General features: G+C 62.4%; 16 protein-coding genes. 11 read left to right on the forward strand and 5 right to left on the reverse strand.

Annotation, left to right across the window (positions count from 1 at the left end; all coding sequences use genetic code 11):
• The first annotated feature begins 528 nt into the window (after positions 1 to 528).
• Positions 529 to 1,401, forward strand: coding sequence for an NAD(P)-dependent oxidoreductase (locus MOD31_RS14275; protein ID WP_250820949.1), 873 nt, complete (start codon positions 529 to 531; stop codon positions 1,399 to 1,401).
• Positions 1,402 to 1,548: 147 nt separating this feature from the next.
• On the opposite strand, the gene MOD31_RS14280 is transcribed toward MOD31_RS14275, so the two are convergent.
• From MOD31_RS14280 to pdhA, 3 genes are read right to left on the reverse strand one after another with little or no spacing between them, the layout of a single operon-like run.
• A complete protein-coding gene (locus MOD31_RS14280) occupies positions 1,549 to 3,036 on the reverse strand; it encodes a dihydrolipoamide acetyltransferase family protein (RefSeq protein WP_250820950.1) in 1,488 nt (495 codons plus the stop codon).
• Positions 3,033 to 4,043: an alpha-ketoacid dehydrogenase subunit beta gene (locus MOD31_RS14285; RefSeq protein WP_024820294.1), complete on the reverse strand. Its 1,011-nt coding sequence runs from the start codon at positions 4,041 to 4,043 to the stop codon at positions 3,033 to 3,035. Before MOD31_RS14285 ends, MOD31_RS14280 begins: the two co-directional genes overlap by 4 nt.
• Positions 4,043 to 5,212, reverse strand: a complete 1,170-nt coding sequence (gene pdhA, locus MOD31_RS14290; RefSeq protein ID WP_142939700.1) for a pyruvate dehydrogenase (acetyl-transferring) E1 component subunit alpha — start codon at positions 5,210 to 5,212, stop codon at positions 4,043 to 4,045. Before pdhA ends, MOD31_RS14285 begins: the two co-directional genes overlap by 1 nt.
• A 195-nt stretch (positions 5,213 to 5,407) precedes the next feature.
• On the opposite strand from pdhA, the gene MOD31_RS14295 reads away from it, so the two are divergent.
• The 5 genes from MOD31_RS14295 to MOD31_RS14315 all read left to right on the forward strand — a co-directional run bounded on the left by MOD31_RS14295 (position 5,408) and on the right by MOD31_RS14315 (position 9,057).
• Positions 5,408 to 5,878 carry an Lrp/AsnC family transcriptional regulator gene (locus tag MOD31_RS14295; RefSeq protein ID WP_024820292.1) on the forward strand — a complete coding sequence of 157 codons (471 nt, stop codon included), beginning with the start codon at positions 5,408 to 5,410 and terminating at the stop codon, positions 5,876 to 5,878.
• A 148-nt stretch (positions 5,879 to 6,026) separates the two neighbouring features.
• A complete protein-coding gene (locus tag MOD31_RS14300; RefSeq protein WP_250820995.1) occupies positions 6,027 to 6,755 on the forward strand; it encodes a hypothetical protein in 729 nt (242 codons plus the stop codon).
• A gap of 128 nt (positions 6,756 to 6,883) precedes the next feature.
• Entirely contained in the window at positions 6,884 to 7,291 is a 408-nt protein-coding gene (locus tag MOD31_RS14305; protein ID WP_062067466.1) for a DUF4383 domain-containing protein, read from the forward strand.
• Between the two features lie 64 nt (positions 7,292 to 7,355).
• The gene (locus MOD31_RS14310; protein WP_250820951.1) at positions 7,356 to 7,961 is read left to right on the forward strand and encodes a hypothetical protein; all 606 of its coding nucleotides are present in this window, start codon (positions 7,356 to 7,358) and stop codon (positions 7,959 to 7,961) included.
• 76 nt (positions 7,962 to 8,037) lie between these two features.
• A complete protein-coding gene (locus MOD31_RS14315) occupies positions 8,038 to 9,057 on the forward strand; it encodes a PHP domain-containing protein (protein ID WP_250820952.1) in 1,020 nt (339 codons plus the stop codon).
• Between the two features lie 79 nt (positions 9,058 to 9,136).
• Here the strand turns inward: MOD31_RS14315 and MOD31_RS14320 are convergent, their stop codons facing one another.
• Both MOD31_RS14320 and MOD31_RS14325 read right to left on the reverse strand, forming a co-directional pair.
• Positions 9,137 to 10,756 (reverse strand): cation acetate symporter, encoded by a 1,620-nt coding sequence (locus MOD31_RS14320; protein ID WP_142939703.1) that lies wholly within the window; start codon positions 10,754 to 10,756, stop codon positions 9,137 to 9,139.
• Positions 10,753 to 11,133 (reverse strand): DUF485 domain-containing protein, encoded by a 381-nt coding sequence (locus MOD31_RS14325; protein ID WP_142939704.1) that lies wholly within the window; start codon positions 11,131 to 11,133, stop codon positions 10,753 to 10,755. Before MOD31_RS14325 ends, MOD31_RS14320 begins: the two co-directional genes overlap by 4 nt.
• 208 nt (positions 11,134 to 11,341) lie before the next feature.
• Here MOD31_RS14325 and MOD31_RS14330 point away from each other — a divergent pair, with 208 nt between their 5' ends.
• Genes MOD31_RS14330 through MOD31_RS14350 form a run of 5 tightly spaced genes read left to right on the forward strand, consistent with a single transcriptional unit; the run spans position 11,342 to position 15,845 of the window.
• Complete coding sequence (locus MOD31_RS14330; protein WP_142939705.1) at positions 11,342 to 12,538, forward strand: sensor histidine kinase; 1,197 nt, start codon at positions 11,342 to 11,344, stop codon at positions 12,536 to 12,538.
• A gap of 21 nt (positions 12,539 to 12,559) precedes the next feature.
• Positions 12,560 to 13,279, forward strand: coding sequence for a LytTR family DNA-binding domain-containing protein (locus tag MOD31_RS14335; RefSeq protein WP_142939706.1), 720 nt, complete (start codon positions 12,560 to 12,562; stop codon positions 13,277 to 13,279).
• Complete coding sequence (locus tag MOD31_RS14340) at positions 13,276 to 13,638, forward strand: hypothetical protein (protein ID WP_142939707.1); 363 nt, start codon at positions 13,276 to 13,278, stop codon at positions 13,636 to 13,638. The genes MOD31_RS14335 and MOD31_RS14340 overlap by 4 nt, the downstream gene beginning before the upstream one ends.
• Positions 13,635 to 15,101 (forward strand): cation acetate symporter, encoded by a 1,467-nt coding sequence (locus MOD31_RS14345; protein ID WP_223942189.1) that lies wholly within the window; start codon positions 13,635 to 13,637, stop codon positions 15,099 to 15,101. Before MOD31_RS14340 ends, MOD31_RS14345 begins: the two co-directional genes overlap by 4 nt.
• A gap of 48 nt (positions 15,102 to 15,149) precedes the next feature.
• A complete protein-coding gene (locus MOD31_RS14350) occupies positions 15,150 to 15,845 on the forward strand; it encodes a hypothetical protein (protein WP_142939709.1) in 696 nt (231 codons plus the stop codon).
• The last annotated feature ends 16 nt before the right edge of the window (positions 15,846 to 15,861 follow it).

The raw sequence follows: 15,861 nt of genomic DNA on the forward strand, positions 1-15,861 counted from the left end.
ACGCAACCACCACCACACACCCCAACGAACATAAACCCAACCCACAACAACCCCACGCGGGTCTGTCTGAATAGGCTCAATGGGACTGCCTGAACGGGACTGCCTGAACGGGATTGCCTGAAAACGGTGTGCGGGGCCTGACCCGAGGGGACGGGCGCCTGACGCGGACTTTGGGGAGGGCGATCGGTGCATAGCCTGTACCGGGCCCTCATTTCATCATCGCCGCTAGCAGCTGACTACCGCCTACTGCTCGCTGCCCACTGCCCGCCGCCCGCCGCCCGATGACTGCCGCCTCTGATTTGATGTGGGTTCTCCGGCAACACGCACGCCCGCGGGTTGTTCCGGTTTTCCTAGGACTCACAGGGCCTGCCTTAAGGGCTGCACTCAACAGATGTGCCACCTAGGCTGGAAAACCTAAGCCTTGCTGAACCGGCGAGGAATCGCGGGTTAGGTCCGGCCCCATAGCCAGGAGCACAAAATGTCCAGGAGCACCAAAAGTCTAGGAGCACAAATGTCGAGGAGCGGTAAATGAGGATTGCTGTCACGGGCGGAAGCGGGAAACTGGGCAGAAGCGTGGTTCGGCGGCTCACGCAGGACGGCCACCAGGTGCTCAACATGGACCGAGCCGGCATCCGCGGGAAGGGCTACGTAAGCGTTGATCTGCGCAACTATGGGCAGGTCGTGGATGTCATCCTGGGCTTGGACGACCAGCACCATGGCTTGGACGCAATTGTTCACTTGGCCGCCATCCCCGCTCCGGGTCTCGCCCCCGACGCCGCGATTTTCGAGAACAACATGGTGTCCACGTACAACGTGTTTCAAGCGGCACGAAGGGCAGGCATCAAGAAGGTGGTCTATGCCTCCAGCCAGACAGTCCTGGGGCTCCCTTTCGACATCGCACCTCCCTACATTCCCGTGGATGAGGAGTACGCGGCCCGTCCGGAAAGCACCTACTCACTGGTCAAGCATCTTGAGGAGCAGATGGCCATCCAGCTCACACGATGGGATCCGGAACTGAGCATCACGGCGCTGCGCTTCTCCAACGTCATGGACCCCGAGGACTACGATGCCTTCCCGTCCTTCGACTCTGACGCAAACCTTCGGAAATGGAATCTGTGGGGCTACATTGATGCCCGCGACGGTGCCCTGGCTGTGGTCAGGGCCTTGGAACATGGTGAACCGGGCTTTGAAACTTTCATCATTGCCGCGGCCGATACTGTGATGAGCCGGAGCAGCGCTGATCTGGCTGCGGAAGTCTTTCCCGGCGTCGAGGTCCTCAAAGAACTGGGCGAGCACGAAACCATGCTGTCCATTGACAAGGCGCGCAGGCTGCTGAGTTTTGAACCGGAGCACAGCTGGCGCACGTACCACTCCAACCGGACGACCCCCACGGAAGACTGAGCCACCGAAGACCGAGCCAGCGAAGAACCGACCCTCCGAAGACTGACGCGGGCTTTAGTTCAGGCTTAATGCGCGACGGCCCACCCCTTAGCTGCAGTTTCCTGCAAGCACTCGTAAAGGGATGGGCCGGCGCAGCTTCGGTTACCGCTAGATCATGGTCATCACCATTGCGGGGTCGGCAAGGATCGCCCCGAGGTCGGCAAGGAATCGCGATCCCTGTTCCCCGTCCACCAGGCGGTGGTCGAAGGACAGGCTAAGTGACATGACCTGCCGGACAGCGAGTTGGTCATTCACCACCCACGGCGCCTTCCGCACAGCACCCAACGCCACAATGGCAGCCTCTCCCGGGTTCAGGATGGGGGTGCCGGCGTCGATTCCGAACACGCCGATGTTGGTGATGGAGATGGTGCCGCCGGACAGCTCCGACGGCGACGTCTTGCCTGCACGCGCGGTATCCGTCAGTTCAGTCAGCGCCGTGGAAAGCTCACGAAGGGTAAGCCGGTCCGCATCCTTGATGTTCGGGACCGTCAGGCCTCGGGGCGTGGCGGCCGCTATGCCCAGGTTGACGTAGTTGAACTGGACAATTTCCTGGCTGGCGTCATCCCACCGCGAGTTCAGCGACGGGTTGTTCCGCAGCGCCACCAGGACCGCCTTGGCCGCAAGGGTCAGCGGAGTGAGCTTGTAGCCTTCGAACGCCTTGTTGCCCTTCAACCTTGCCAGCAACTCCATGGTGGCCGTGACGTCCACCGTGAGGAACTCGGTAACGTGCGGCGCAGTGAAAGCGCTCTGCACCATGGCCGCGGCCGTGAACTTTCGGACTCCCTTTATGGGAGTGCGGGTTTCGCGCTCAGCCCCTGCCTCAGAAACCCGGCCTTCGGCCGGGGCTGCGGCTGCCGTTGCACCGGAGAAGTTCTGAACATCCTCGCGGGTAATGAGCCCGCCCATGCCGGTTCCGGGAACGAGTTTCAGATCAATGCCAAGATCGCGCGCCAGTTTTCGCACCGGCGGGGTTGATCGCGGACGTTCGGAAGTGTCCCCCTCTGCCAGACGAGCTACCGCAGGCTCGATTGGCGCCGGAGCCGCGGGCGGTGCGGAATGCGCGGGCGGTGCGGAATGCGCGGGCGGTGCGGAATGCGCGGCCAGAACGTGACCGCGGGCACGGCGGGCCGGGCGGCCGCTGTGCTCGACGACGGCGCCGTACCCCACCAGGTTCGGCTCACGTTTCGCCGGGGTCCCCACTGCTTCAACGCCGGCGGTTGCCGCCGAACCATTGGCAGATGTTTCGACGGCGACGCTGACTCCAGCGGATGGAGCGCCAGCAGATCCAGCACCAGCAGACCGGTCACCGCTGTCCGGCAAGCTGCGCCCGCTGGAGGACCCGGCGTCGTCAACCTCGAACGACACGATGGGCTTGCCAACTTCCACCACCGTGCCGGGCTGCTCATGAAGTTCTGCTACCACTCCCGCGAACGGAGAGGGTAACTCCACAACTGCCTTGGCGGTTTCAACTTCGGCGATGACCTGGTTCAGTGTGACGGTGTCCCCCACCGCTACCTTCCAGCTCAGGATTTCCGATTCGGTCAGGCCCTCGCCAAGGTCCGGCAGCCTGAATTCCTTGATCATGGTGGCGGTCATCCTTCCAGTCCACTCAACGAGTTGCGCCGACCCAGGGCGCGGTCCACGCCGTCGAGAATCCTGTCCAGATCCGGCAGGTGGTGCATCTCGAGTTTCGAGTAGGGGTACGGAACATCGAAACCGGTGATGCGGACCGGGGCGGACTCCAGATAGTGGAAGCAGCGCTCCGTGATGCTGGCGGCGATCTCGGCGCCCAGGCCACCGGACTGCCCCGCCTCGTGGGTGATCACCAAGCGTCCGGTCTTGCGGACAGAGGCCTCCACTACCGGGTAATCCACGGGGGCCAGCGAGCGCAGATCGATGACTTCCACCGAGATGCCTTCGTCGGCGGCAGCCATGGCAGCATCCTTGGCAGTCTTCACGAGGGGACCGTAGGCCACCAGCGTGACATCCGAGCCGGCGGTCACCACGGCAGCCTTATCCAGGGGAAGGGCAGTGGAGAGGTCAAGGGTCTCGTCCACATCGCCCTTGTCGTGATAGCGGCGCTTAGGCTCGAAGTAGAGCACAGGATCATCGGAGGCAATGGCTTGCTGAATCATCGTGTACGCATCCTGCGGGTTGGAAACCGCCACCACACGCAACCCGGAAGTGTGCGTGAAATACGCTTCGGGTGATTCGGAGTGGTGTTCCGGCGATCCGATGCCGCCACCAAAAGGAACACGAATGGTGATGGGCATCTTCACCCGTCCCTGCGTACGGTAGTGCATCTTGGCTACCTGGCTGACAATCTGGTCGAACGCCGGGTAGATGAAGCCATCGAACTGGATCTCGCACACCGGCCGGTAGCCGCGGTAGGCCAAGCCAACCGCGGTGCCGATAATGCCTGACTCGGCCAGAGGGGAATCGATGACCCGGTGCTTCCCGAAATCTTTCTGCAGCCCGTCCGTGACGCGGAAGACGCCACCGAGCGAGCCGATGTCTTCTCCCATGAGGACCACTTTGGGGTCGTTTTCGAGGGACTTCCGGAGACCGGCGTTGATGGCCCGGGCAAAAGTGAGCTTGGACATCAGAGTGCACCTTCCTCGGCGGGCTGGTTGAAGCTGTTCAGGTAGCGCGAATAGTGGTCCCTCTGGCGTTCAATCCAAGGGTTTGGGGTGCTGTAAACGTGGTTGAAAACGTCCAGCGGTTCAGGGTCCGGCATATCAATACAGCTGGATCGCAGTTCCGCGGCCACAGCATCGGCCTTGGACTTCACCCTGGCTTCCACGTCGTCAGTCAGCAAGCCCTTGGCTTCGAGCAGCTTGCGCAGCCTCAGAATGGGGTCCTTGGCAGCCCAGTCCTCCAATTCGATGGGGTCACGGTACCGGGTGGGATCATCGGCGGTAGTGTGCGGACCCATGCGGTATGTCACAGCCTCGATAAATGTAGGTCCGCCACCCTTGCGGGCCCGGTCCAACGCCACACGGGTTGCAGCCATGACAGCCAGCACATCATTGCCATCAACCCTCATACTGGGGATGCCGAAGCCGGTGGGCCTGTCAGCCAACTGGACGTGGGACTGCACGCGGACGGGCTCGGAGATGGCCCAATGGTTGTTCTGGCAGAAGAACACCACGGGAGCCTGGTAGCTCGCTGCGAAGACCATGGCCTCGTTGACGTCGCCTTCACTCGTGGCACCATCGCCAAAGTAGGCAAGTACCGCGGTATTGGCACCATCCAACTGAACGCCCATGGCATAGCCGGTGGCGTGGAGACTTTGCGAACCAATAATGATCTGGGGCGTCGCTAGGTTGATGCGCATTGGATCCCACCCATAGGAGGCGTTTCCGCGCCATACCCGGGCAATCTCGGACAGGTGGGCGCCACGTACGTAGGCCACCCCGCTTTCGCGGTAGCTGGGGAAAACGAAGTCATCGTCCCGGAGCGAGCGGCTTGAGCCGATCTGCGCTGCTTCCTGACCCAGCAACGGCGGCCACAGTGCGAGCTCTCCCTGACGCTGGAGGGCCGTGGCCTCCGCATCGATACGGCGAATGACTGTCATGTCCTCGTACAAGGAGCACAGGTGTTCGTCGCCAATGTCCTTGACCCAGATATCGAATTCTGGATGGCTGATGCGTTCGCCCTCGGGCGACACCAACTGGAGCAGCTCTCCGCCAGTCCTCAAGGGAATTTGTGCACTATGTTCCGGGCTTGGAGTGTGGTGGTGCACTCCCTTGCCTGCCTGATCCGTCAACACAGGTGATCGCAACCTTCCGGCTCGTTTTTGTCGGCGCTGGCTGGACTTGTGATCCTGCCGCAGACCGGCCCTCCGGCACCTTCGCCGGAGTTAAGTGTGACCCTACTCACAACGGGCATCGGGTACAACTACCCTCGCCGAAGTTGAGCATTATGCCCTGTTTAGAGAAGCTCGGCCGTGCTAATCTTGCGCATTATGCAACCCTTGGATGGCACTGATACCCGTCTCCTTTCGGCCATGGCCAAGGATCCCCGAGGTACTGTAGTGGCCTTGGCGCAGAAGCTGGGCCTGTCCAGGAACACTGTCCAAGCCCGGATGGCACAACTGGAGAAGAAACACGCCTTTCTCTCCTTCGAGCGGCGCATCAATCCCGCGGCGCTGGGGTACCCGCTCACCGCCTTCATTACTGTCCATGTGCAACAACAAAAACTGGCCTCGCTCTCCGAAGACCTCGCAGACATCCCTGAAATCCTTGAAGGCTTCGGCCTGACCGGCTCCGCGGACTTGCTATTGCGCGTGGTTGCCCTGGACGCGGAGGACCTCTACCGCATCAACGGAAAGATCCTCGGCTGTGATGGGGTGGAACGGACAGACACGGCACTGGCTATGCGGGAGATGATCCCGTACCGGGTGCAACCGCTGCTGGGGAGACGCTCCGGCGAATGAAAATGACTCTTCACCTGCAGTAATGGGCGGTGCATCACTTGCCCGCAGAACCGGCATGCGATTTGATGCAAGTGGACGCATCGGGGGCCGGCCAGAGGTCCCCGGCCAGGTGGTGGCGCTGCCGAAGGCTACCGAAAGGGGCACTACCGTGAGCAACCCGCAACAACCCAACCAACCCGAGCCGAACAACCATGGCCAGAACCCGCCGCCGGTTCCCCCTGGCCCCGGGTATCCCCCGCAGACAGGCGGCCCGTATCCCCCACAGCCCGGGGCGTCGCCGCAGTGGCAACAGCCGCCGTCGTCCGCTTCTCCCCAAGGCGGCCCCCACTATGCTGCACCCGGCCACGAACCGTACGCACAAAACCCCTACCCCCACGGACAGAATGCGTATACCCAAGGCCAAACCCAGCCCGGGCAGTACCAACCCGGCCCGTACGGTCAGCAGCCCCCGAAGAAGAGCCGGAAAGTATTGTGGATTGTCCTCGGCATCGTCGCGGGAGTGATCGTCCTGGCAGTGGTGGGTGTACTGCTGTTGGTCAACCTGGTAGGGAATGCGACGTCCAAAGCCAGATCACTGGCGGACGAGTTCACTAATCTGGTGGTCTCGGGCCAAACAGAGCAGGCCTATGACACCTACCTGAGCCAGCCCTTGAAAGACGAGCTGGACAAGCAGTCCTTCCTAGACGGCATCGCCAGCCTGAACCTGGATAGCTCGTGCAAGCCGAACTACAACTCAGTCAACGTGAACTCGGAAAACGGAAACAACAAAGCCAACCTCGGGGGCACGTTGCAATGCGACGGCAAGACAATCGACCTCCAGTACGTTTTCGAAGGCACCGACGACCTCAAAATGACCAGCATCCGCCTCCGCCCCTGAACGTCCGGGAATTTATCCGGTCCACCACCCATCCACCTGCGCATATGGTCCGAATCACTGCTTGAGAGCCCCAACCGGGGCTCAGCAGGACGGCCGGATTTTCCGGCCATCACCGGAAGGTTCGGACCATGCGTACTTCGCCCAATCGCCTGATCGCCACCATCTTCGGAGCCGTCTACCTCCTGGTAGGCGTCCTCGGATTCTTTGTCACCTCGGGAATCGGCTTCTTCGCCACCGAGGGCGCCAACCTGATCATCTTCGCCGTCAACCCGCTTCACAACATCATCCACCTGGCCATCGGCGCCGCACTGCTCTACGCCGGAATGAACAGCGTCACGCTGTCCAAGGGCGTCAATACTGCCGTGGGTGGCGTCTACCTCCTGGTGGGCATCCTTGGACTCTTCCTGGTGGGTTCCTCGCTGAACATCATTGCTCTCAACGGTGCGGACAACGTCCTGCACCTTGCCAGCGCCGTAGTCCTGTTGGGCGTTGCCCTGTCGCAGGACAAGGCCGCCGTAGCGTCCGCCCGCGCCTGATCAGCTTCTGAATCGTCTGAACATCATCTGATCACCGCTTGTTAAGCGAGAGGACTGCACAGCCATGGAACGCAAAAATCACCCCACGCTCAGCGCAGCGACCCTTCTGTTCGTGTACTTCGCGGCAATGGCCGCCGGGATGGTTGAGCTTTCCCTCGCTGCAGGCTACCTCGCCGGAACGGAAACGGTGACACCCGGCCAGGTGGTGGCCGGTGTAGCAACCCTCGCCGGCGGCCTCGCATTCTTGGCTTGGTCGCTGTGGGGGCTGCACCGGAACACCCTGGTCCTTGCCCGCTATGCACTTCCTGTCCTCGCTATGACTGCTGCTGCCCACCTTGCAGCGACGGTGGCCGGGATCAGCACCCAGCGCTCACTGAATGTGAGCCACTTTGCCGCTCTAGGCCTGACACTCATGGCAGTTGCCGGGGCTGGCTGGCTGAGGCGGCAGCACAAGACCAACGACGGCGGCGCCCACGGCCAGCCAAGGACCGGGCGGCTTCTGGCAGCCGCGTTCGGAGCCGCCGTCGTTGTTGCCTCTGTAGCAACACCCGGCCTGGCCGCCTCGATGGCGGGCCAGCATGCTGTCCCCCACGGAGAGCATGGCCAGGCACCCCATGAAGAAAGCGGCCGGGGCTCCAATCCCGCCCTGGATCCGGGTCACCACCACTAGTTGGCAGTGACCGAACCGGCGCACCATCAACACTGCCCACTGTTGATGGTGCGCCTTGTTCGTGGATCATGGAGCCATGGATCCCCTTGAGGCGCTCGACGAAATCTCTTTCTGGCTCGAACGAAGCCAAGCCCCCACTTTCAAGGTCCAGGCGTTTCGGAAAGCAGCCGACGCCGCACGGCAGCTTTCGCCCGAGGACCTCAAGAAACTCGTGGGTTCCGGACGGATCACCAGTCTCAAAGGCGTAGGCAACCGCAGCGCCGAAGTCATCACCCAAGCCATGGAAGGCCGGATTCCCGACTATTTGGCTGATTTACGCGAGCGGGGCAATGAAGCGCTGGCCGCCGGAGGTGACACGCTGCGGGCAGCATTACGCGGCGACCTGCACAGCCACAGCAACTGGTCCGACGGCGGCTCCCCCATCGAAGCCATGGTTGCCGCCGCGCGCACCCTCGGCCGCGAGTATCTTGCCTTGACGGACCACTCCCCCAACCTCACTATCGCCAATGGCCTCAGCGTGGAACGGCTGGAGAAGCAATTGGATGTGGTGGACGGCATCAACGCCTCCCAGGATGGCTTCCGACTGCTCAAAGGAATTGAAGTGGACATCCTTGAAGACGGCACCCTGGACCAGACCCCGGACATGCTGGACCGTCTGGACGTGGTGGTGGCCAGCGTTCACTCAAAACTTCGATCAGACAAAAAGACCATGACCACACGAATGTTGGGTGGCATCAGTGATCCGCACACCAATGTGCTGGGGCATTGCACGGGCCGTCTGGTCCAAGGCTCACGGGGCACCCGGCCCGAATCCGAATTCGATGCCCCCAAAATCTTCAAGGAATGCGCGGAGTGGGGTGTCGCCGTCGAAATTAACTCCAGGCCCGAGCGCCAGGACCCACCGGAAAACCTCATCACCATGGCCTTGGACGCCGGCTGCCTGTTCAGCATTGACAGCGACGCTCATGCACCCGGCCAGCTCGATTTCCTCCAGTACGGGGCTGAGCGGGCCGAAGCCATGGGTGTGCCCAAGGAACGGATCGTCACCACCTGGCCGCTGGAGCAATTGAAGGAATGGCTGAGCCTGAAAAAATAGGTCTTTGGCCCACAACAAAGGGCTCCCCTGCAATGCTTTGCAGAGGAGCCCTTCGTGTGATGGCGTTTTCGTGACGAGGCTAGTGGTCTACCGCCTTCTCAGCTCCAATGCCGGTCAGTGAGCGCACTTCCATCTCCGCCTGCTTGGCGGGATCTTCGCGCCGCTTGTCCAGGACCGTTCCGAGCCAGCCGAGGAAGAAGGCCAGCGGGATGGACACAATGCCTGGGTTGCTCAACGGGAAGAGGGCGAAGTTCGCTCCCGGGATCATGGAGGTCTTGGCACCGGAAACCACAGGTGAGAACGTGATCAGCAAGATGGCAGCAGCAAGGCCGCCGTACATGCTCCACACCGCGCCCTGGGTGGTGAACTTCCTCCAGAACAGGGAGTAGACAATGGTGGGCAGGTTGGCCGATGCTGCTACCGCGAAGGCCAGGGCCACCAGGAAAGCCACATTCTGACCGTTGGCGAAGATTCCTCCCAGAATGGCAAGTACCCCAATCACCACCACGGTGCGTCGGGCTACCTTGACCTCAGTAACCGCGTCGGCTTTGCCCTTGGCAATGACATTTGCGTAGATGTCGTGTGCGAAGGATGCCGCCGCAGTGATAGTCAGGCCGGCCACCACCGCCAGGATGGTGGCGAAGGCGACTGCGGAAATGAAGCCCAGGAGCAGCGGGCCACCCAAGTGGAAGGCCAGCAGGGGTGCTGCGGAGTTGACGCCGCCGGGTGCGGACTTGATGGTTTCTGCACCTACCAGGGCTGCGGCACCGTAGCCCAGTACCAGGGTGAACAAGTAGAAGAGGCCGATCAGCCAAATGGCCCAGACCACGGACTTGCGGGCTTCCTTGGCGGTGGGGACGGTGTAGAAGCGCATCAGCACGTGCGGGAGCGCCGCCGTTCCCAGGACCAGGGCGAGGCCAAGTGACATGAAGTCGAGCTTGGACGTTTCGGTCTTGCCGTACTGCAGTCCCGGGTTCAGGATGGCCGGGTTGTTGGCGGCCTCGGCTGCAGAGCCAAGCAGGCTGGACAGGTTGAAGCCGTAGATGGCGAGCACCATGGCCGTCATGACTGCGGCACCGGCGATCAGCAGGATTGCCTTGATGATCTGTACCCAGGTGGTGCCCTTCATGCCGCCAATCAGAACGTACATGATCATCAGGGCGCCGACGACCATGATCACCAGGGCTTGTCCGCCCCAGTCGCTGATGCCCAGCAGGAGCGAAATTAGGCTGCCCGCGCCCGCCATTTGGGCGAGGAGATAGAAGAAGCAAACCGCCAGCGTGGACAGTGCTGCCGCAATGCGCACAGGGCGCTGGCGGAGCCGGAAGGACAGCACATCGGCCATGGTGAACTTGCCGGTGTTGCGGAGCAGTTCAGCCACCAGCAGCAGCGCGACGAGCCAAGCAACCAGAAAGCCTATGGAGTAAAGGAAACCGTCGTAGCCGTTGATGGCAATGGCGCCGGTGATACCTAGGAACGAGGCGGCGGAGAGGTAGTCGCCGGCAATTGCCGTGCCGTTTTGGGAGCCGGTGAATGAGCGCCCGGCAGCGTAGTAGTCCGCCGCGGTTTTATTGTTCCGGCTGGCTCGGAAGACGATCACCATGGTGACCGCCACGAACAGGGCGAAAATGCCCATATTCAACAGGGTGGTGTCTTTGAGGGCTTCGACGTTCACTGCCGCCGGGACCATGGTGTTCATTTGGTTACCCCGCTGTTCACATTGCCGTCCTTATCGAATTCGTGGCCCTCGATCTCGTTGCGGATTTCAGCAGCAATGGGGTCCAGCTTCCTGTTGGAGTAACTCACGTACCAAGCCGTAATGCCGAAGGTGGTGGCGAACTGCAGCAGGCCCAGAATCAGGCCGACGTTGATATTGCCCCACACTTTGATGGACATGAAGTCCACTGCGTAGGCGGCCAAGAGGACGTAAGCGAAATACCAAAGCAGGAATACAACTGCCATCGGGAAGACAAAGCTCCGGTGCCGCTTGCGCAGTGTCTTGAACCGTTCCGTCTGCTGGACTTCCTGGAAGTCCACGGACGCTGTTGCGTCCTGGGGTTGGGCCTCATTACCCATGGTTCCTCCTGATTGTGATGTGTCCACATCAGCTCCACGCGCCTTGCCAATGTGACTGCAATCACTATCGAACGCGGTGCTGTACCTGATCCAGAGGATCGCCGACCGCCGTCGCTCAGCGGTTATGATGCTGCGCCAAACGGCACCTGGGAGTGACCAACCGGGGCAACCGGCCGGCCGCGGAGGCGCATCCGGCTACGCTGGCCTCATGCCTGATTCCCCGCTCTTCACCGCAGCCGCGATCGCCGTGATCGCCCTGGCAGTCGCCGTCGTGGTGGGCGTTGGCCTCAAGGTGATCCGTTCCTTCAGGGATCTGGGCACGGACGCCGAGCGCGCAACCTACACCACACTCCATGCAGCTTCCCGGGCCGGGCAGCACCTTCGCGGCGGCCTCCACCCCGCCGGAGCAGCCAAGGCGAGCAAGCAACTGCGGGTCCTTCTGGGCTGCGACGCGTTGGCCATCACGGACACGGACTCAGTGCTCGCCTGGGACGGCGCCGCCGAGGAACTCCGGCCCACACTGATGCGGCTCGCGGCGGAAGTTCTGACCACGGGGCGCACGGTAGTGGTTCCCCGGGCCGGTTACCCTGCCACCTCCGACCATGGACACCACGACTTCAGCGCTGTGATCGCACCCATCCGGGCCGGATCCAAGGTGGTTGGCTCCGTGGCCGCACTGGCCCCTGCGGCGGGGGCCGGGCTGGTGAGGGCCACCAGCGAAGTGGCCGACTGGATTGCCGCGCAGTTGGAGCTGGCAGAGCTGGAATCTTCGCGCACCCTCCTCATGGAAGCCGAGGTCCGGGCACTTCGCGCGCAGATCAGTCCGCACTTCATCTACAACTCGTTGAACGCCATAGCCTCTTTCATCAACACCGATCCAGCAAGGGCCAGGGAACTCGTGGTGGAGTTCGCCGATTTCACCCGGTACTCGTTCCGGCGGCACGGGGACTTCACCACCGTAGCGGAGGAACTACGCTGCATAGATCGCTACCTGCTGTTGGAACGGGCCAGGTTTGGCGAGCGCGTTCAAGTGAGCCTTCGGATCGCTCCCGAAGTCCTCAGCACCGTCATCCCGTTCCTCAGCCTCCAACCCCTGGTGGAAAACGCCGTCCGGCACGGCTTGGAGGCCAAGGAAGGGCCGGGACACATCACCATTTGCGCGAATGACTCCGGCGCGTTCGCCGAAGTGACCATCGAAGACGACGGCGTGGGCATGGACCCGGAACATCTGCGGTCAGTGCTCGCCGGACATACAGACGGTGACCACGTGGGACTCCGCAATGTGGACGCCCGCCTCAGGCAGGTCTACGGCGACGAGCACGGGCTTGTCATCGACACGGCGCCGGGCGAAGGCACCATGATCACAATGCGGGTGCCCAAATCCCAGCCCGACCACGACGCCTGACGCTGCGGTTAGTCTTTAAACATGATCAACGTGCTCGTCGCCGATGACGAACTACCCGCAGTGGAAGAGCTCGCCTTCCTGCTGGGCCGGGATGACCGCATCGGCGTCATCCACCGTGCATCATCCGGCGCCCAGGCGCTGCGGACCCTGGAAACAGAGTCCGTGGATGCTGTCTTCCTCGATATCCACATGCCCGCGCTCTCAGGCCTGGACATCGCACGCGTCATTTCCCGCAGCGCCCGCCCGCCCGCCGTCGTATTCGTCACCGCAGATGAAGACTGCGCGCTCGAAGCGTTCGACCTCGCCGCCGTCGACTACCTGCTGAAGCCGCTCCGGGCGGAACGGCTTTCGCGTTCCGTGGACAGGATCAGCGATCTCATCAAGGATGGAACTCCAGCGCCGGAAATGATCACGGTGGACCTCGGCAGCACCACCCGCATGATCCGCCGCGACGACGTCACCTACGTGCAGGCCCAAGGGGACTACGCAAGACTGCACACCGCCGAAGCCAGTTACCTGATCCGGGTTCCCCTCAGCGATCTCGAACAAAAATGGGCGGGAGCCGGGTTCATCCGGATCCATCGCTCCTATCTCATCGCCCTGAACCACGTACAGCACCTCAAGCTGTCCGCCACAGGGCCGAGCGTCGCGGTGGCCGGCGCTGAACTGCCCATCAGTCGCAGGCACCTGCCCTCGGTCAGGGAAAAGCTGCACTCCACCCGCATCCGGCCGCAAGGATGACACGCGTCCGTGTCACGGCGCCACGGCAGTCGGCCACAGCTGCGCCGGGCAGGTCGCCCTATCCCCGGGAGGACAGCGAAGACTCCGACGCCGGACGTCTTTTCATCCGCTCCCTGATCCGGTCCCAACTACGGTTGGCCCTGGTGGTGGCCTGCGGGTTCCTGATTATCCTCGCCGTGCTCGCACTCTTTCTGGTCTACGGCCCCGGGGTGGCGGAGACAAGAATCGCAGGGATTCCGTTGGATTGGCTGGTACTGGGCGCCGGCATCTACCCCGTGATCGGGCTCAGCGCCTGGCTTTACAATCGTGCAGCAGCCCGCAACGAGGCACGCTACAGGGACCTTGTGGAGGACAAGTGAACCCAGCCGTTGGCCTCTTCGCTTTCCTCGCCGTTTCCATCGCGACGGCCGCCATTGGCTTCTACGGCCTGCGCATTTCACGGACCACCGGCGATTTCTATGTGGCCTCACGAACCGTTCCGCCCTGGTGGAACGCTTCTGCAATCGGCGGCGAATATCTCTCAGCCGCCAGCTTCCTGGGCGTCGCCGGGCTGATCCTGCTTTCAGGAACCGACGCACTCTGGTTCCCTGTTGGATACACGGCCGGCTACCTGATGCTGCTACTCTTCGTGGCCGCTCCCCTGCGTCGCTCCGGCGCCTACACCATTCCGGATTTCACCGAAGCACGGTTGGACTCACAGCTGGTCCGCCGGGTGACCAGCCTGATGGTGGTGGCCGTCGGCTGGCTATACATCGTGCCGCAACTCCACGGCGCCGCGCTCGCTATCCGGATCACCACCGGCCTGCCGTCCTGGGTCGGTTCGACGGCGGTAGTGGTGGTGGTGTGCTTGACGGTGGCTGCCGGTGGCATGCGCTCGATCACTTTCGTTCAGGCTTTCCAGTACTGGCTGAAACTGACTGCGCTGGCGGTGCCCGTCATGTTCGTCCTACTGGTGCTGGCAGGTAACGGCACGCAACCACAAGCACCTCTGCCCGTCAATCCCACCGGCCAAGGGGCTGCCGGGGCGTACCAGCACATATCACTTCTGGTGGCGTTACTCTTCGGAACCCTGGGCCTCCCCCACGTCCTGGTGAGGTTCTACACCAACCCGGACGGCCAATCGGCCCGCCGGACAACCCTCATTGTGCTGGGGCTGCTCTCCGTCTTCTACCTCTTTCCTACCCTGTCCGGGGCCTTGGGCAGGATGTTCGCGCCGGAACTGGCACAGTCCGGGCAAGCCGACGCCCTGGTCTTGTTGCTGCCCGGCAAACTCGTGGGAGGCATGGCCGGTGACCTCCTGTCCGCCTTGGTAGTCGCCGGTGCGTTCGCCGCCTTCCTGTCCACGACGTGCGGGCTGGTTGTTTCACTGTCCGGCGTCATCAGCCAGGACCTCTTTGGAGGAAGCGTGAGGGGCTTCCGCCTCGCTGCGGTGCTGGCCGCCGTCGTACCTTTGGGTTTTGCGTTGATGACAGACACTCTTGCGCTGGCAGGAAGCGTTGGCTTGGTCTTTGCTTTCACAGCGTCCACCATCTGCCCGCTGTTGTTGCTGGGGATCTGGTGGCGCGGACTGACCGACGCCGGCGCCATCGCGGGCATGCTGACAGGGGCGCTCCTTTGCGGGGGCGCCATGGTGGTGGGCACCCTCATGGGCCCCGGGAATGCGCCGGCGTGGTTGGCTCAGCCTGCGGCGTGGAGCGTGCCTGCAGCATTCGCGGTGACCGTGACGGTGTCGATCATCACCAAGAACCGTGTTCCGGCGTCAGTGAACCGGGTGATGTCGCGGCTGCATGTGCCGGAGAGGCCCGTAGCGACCGAAAGGTAGCGGCGTCAAGCCGTTGTCCGCTGCCCCCGCAGGGTGGACAATGGCGCCATGTCCGAGGAACCGGGCGCCGCCGGTCCAGAACCGCCGCCCACACCGGAGTTATCTCCCAGCGTTCGCGCGCAGTTGTTGGCCACGGAACACTGGAGCCTGCTGGCATCAAGGAGCACCACCCAAGGTGAAGTCCTCACCCGCATCAGCATGTTCCTGACTTTCACGTCGGCAAGCCTGCTCAGTGTGGCACTGGTGGGCAATGCCACCCAGTTTTCAGACGCATTCAGGGCCTTCGCGCTGACCATCCTGTGCATCGACGTCATGGTCGGTTTTCTGACTCAGGTTCGCGTACTGAACGTCGGCATGGAAGACCTGATGTATGTGATCGCCATGAACAGGCTGCGGGCTGCGTATGTGGAACTCGATCCGGGGATGGCCCGCTATCTTATGGCGGCGTACCACGACGATTTGGCCGGCTCCGACCAGACCTACTACTTTCTGGGCCCGCGGAGCTCGTTGAGCCAACTGGCCGGCAGCAGCATGATCTTCATGATCACAGCCAACTCGGCCTTGATGGCGTTGTGGTCGGGGTCCGCGCTCCTGGCAATGGGACTCCCCATACCAGTCTTCGTCTCAATCGCGGTCTTTGTAGCCTTGGCCTTCTTCACCGGGTCCATGCTTGTGGGCAAGCGCGCCTACGACCAGGCTTACAAGAACAACCCGCCAATCTCGCCGACTCCCCGCAAGGCCTAAACCAACCCCGTGTTAC

Source organism: Paenarthrobacter sp. TYUT067 (assembly GCF_023656375.1).
Lineage (GTDB): Bacteria > Actinomycetota > Actinomycetes > Actinomycetales > Micrococcaceae > Arthrobacter.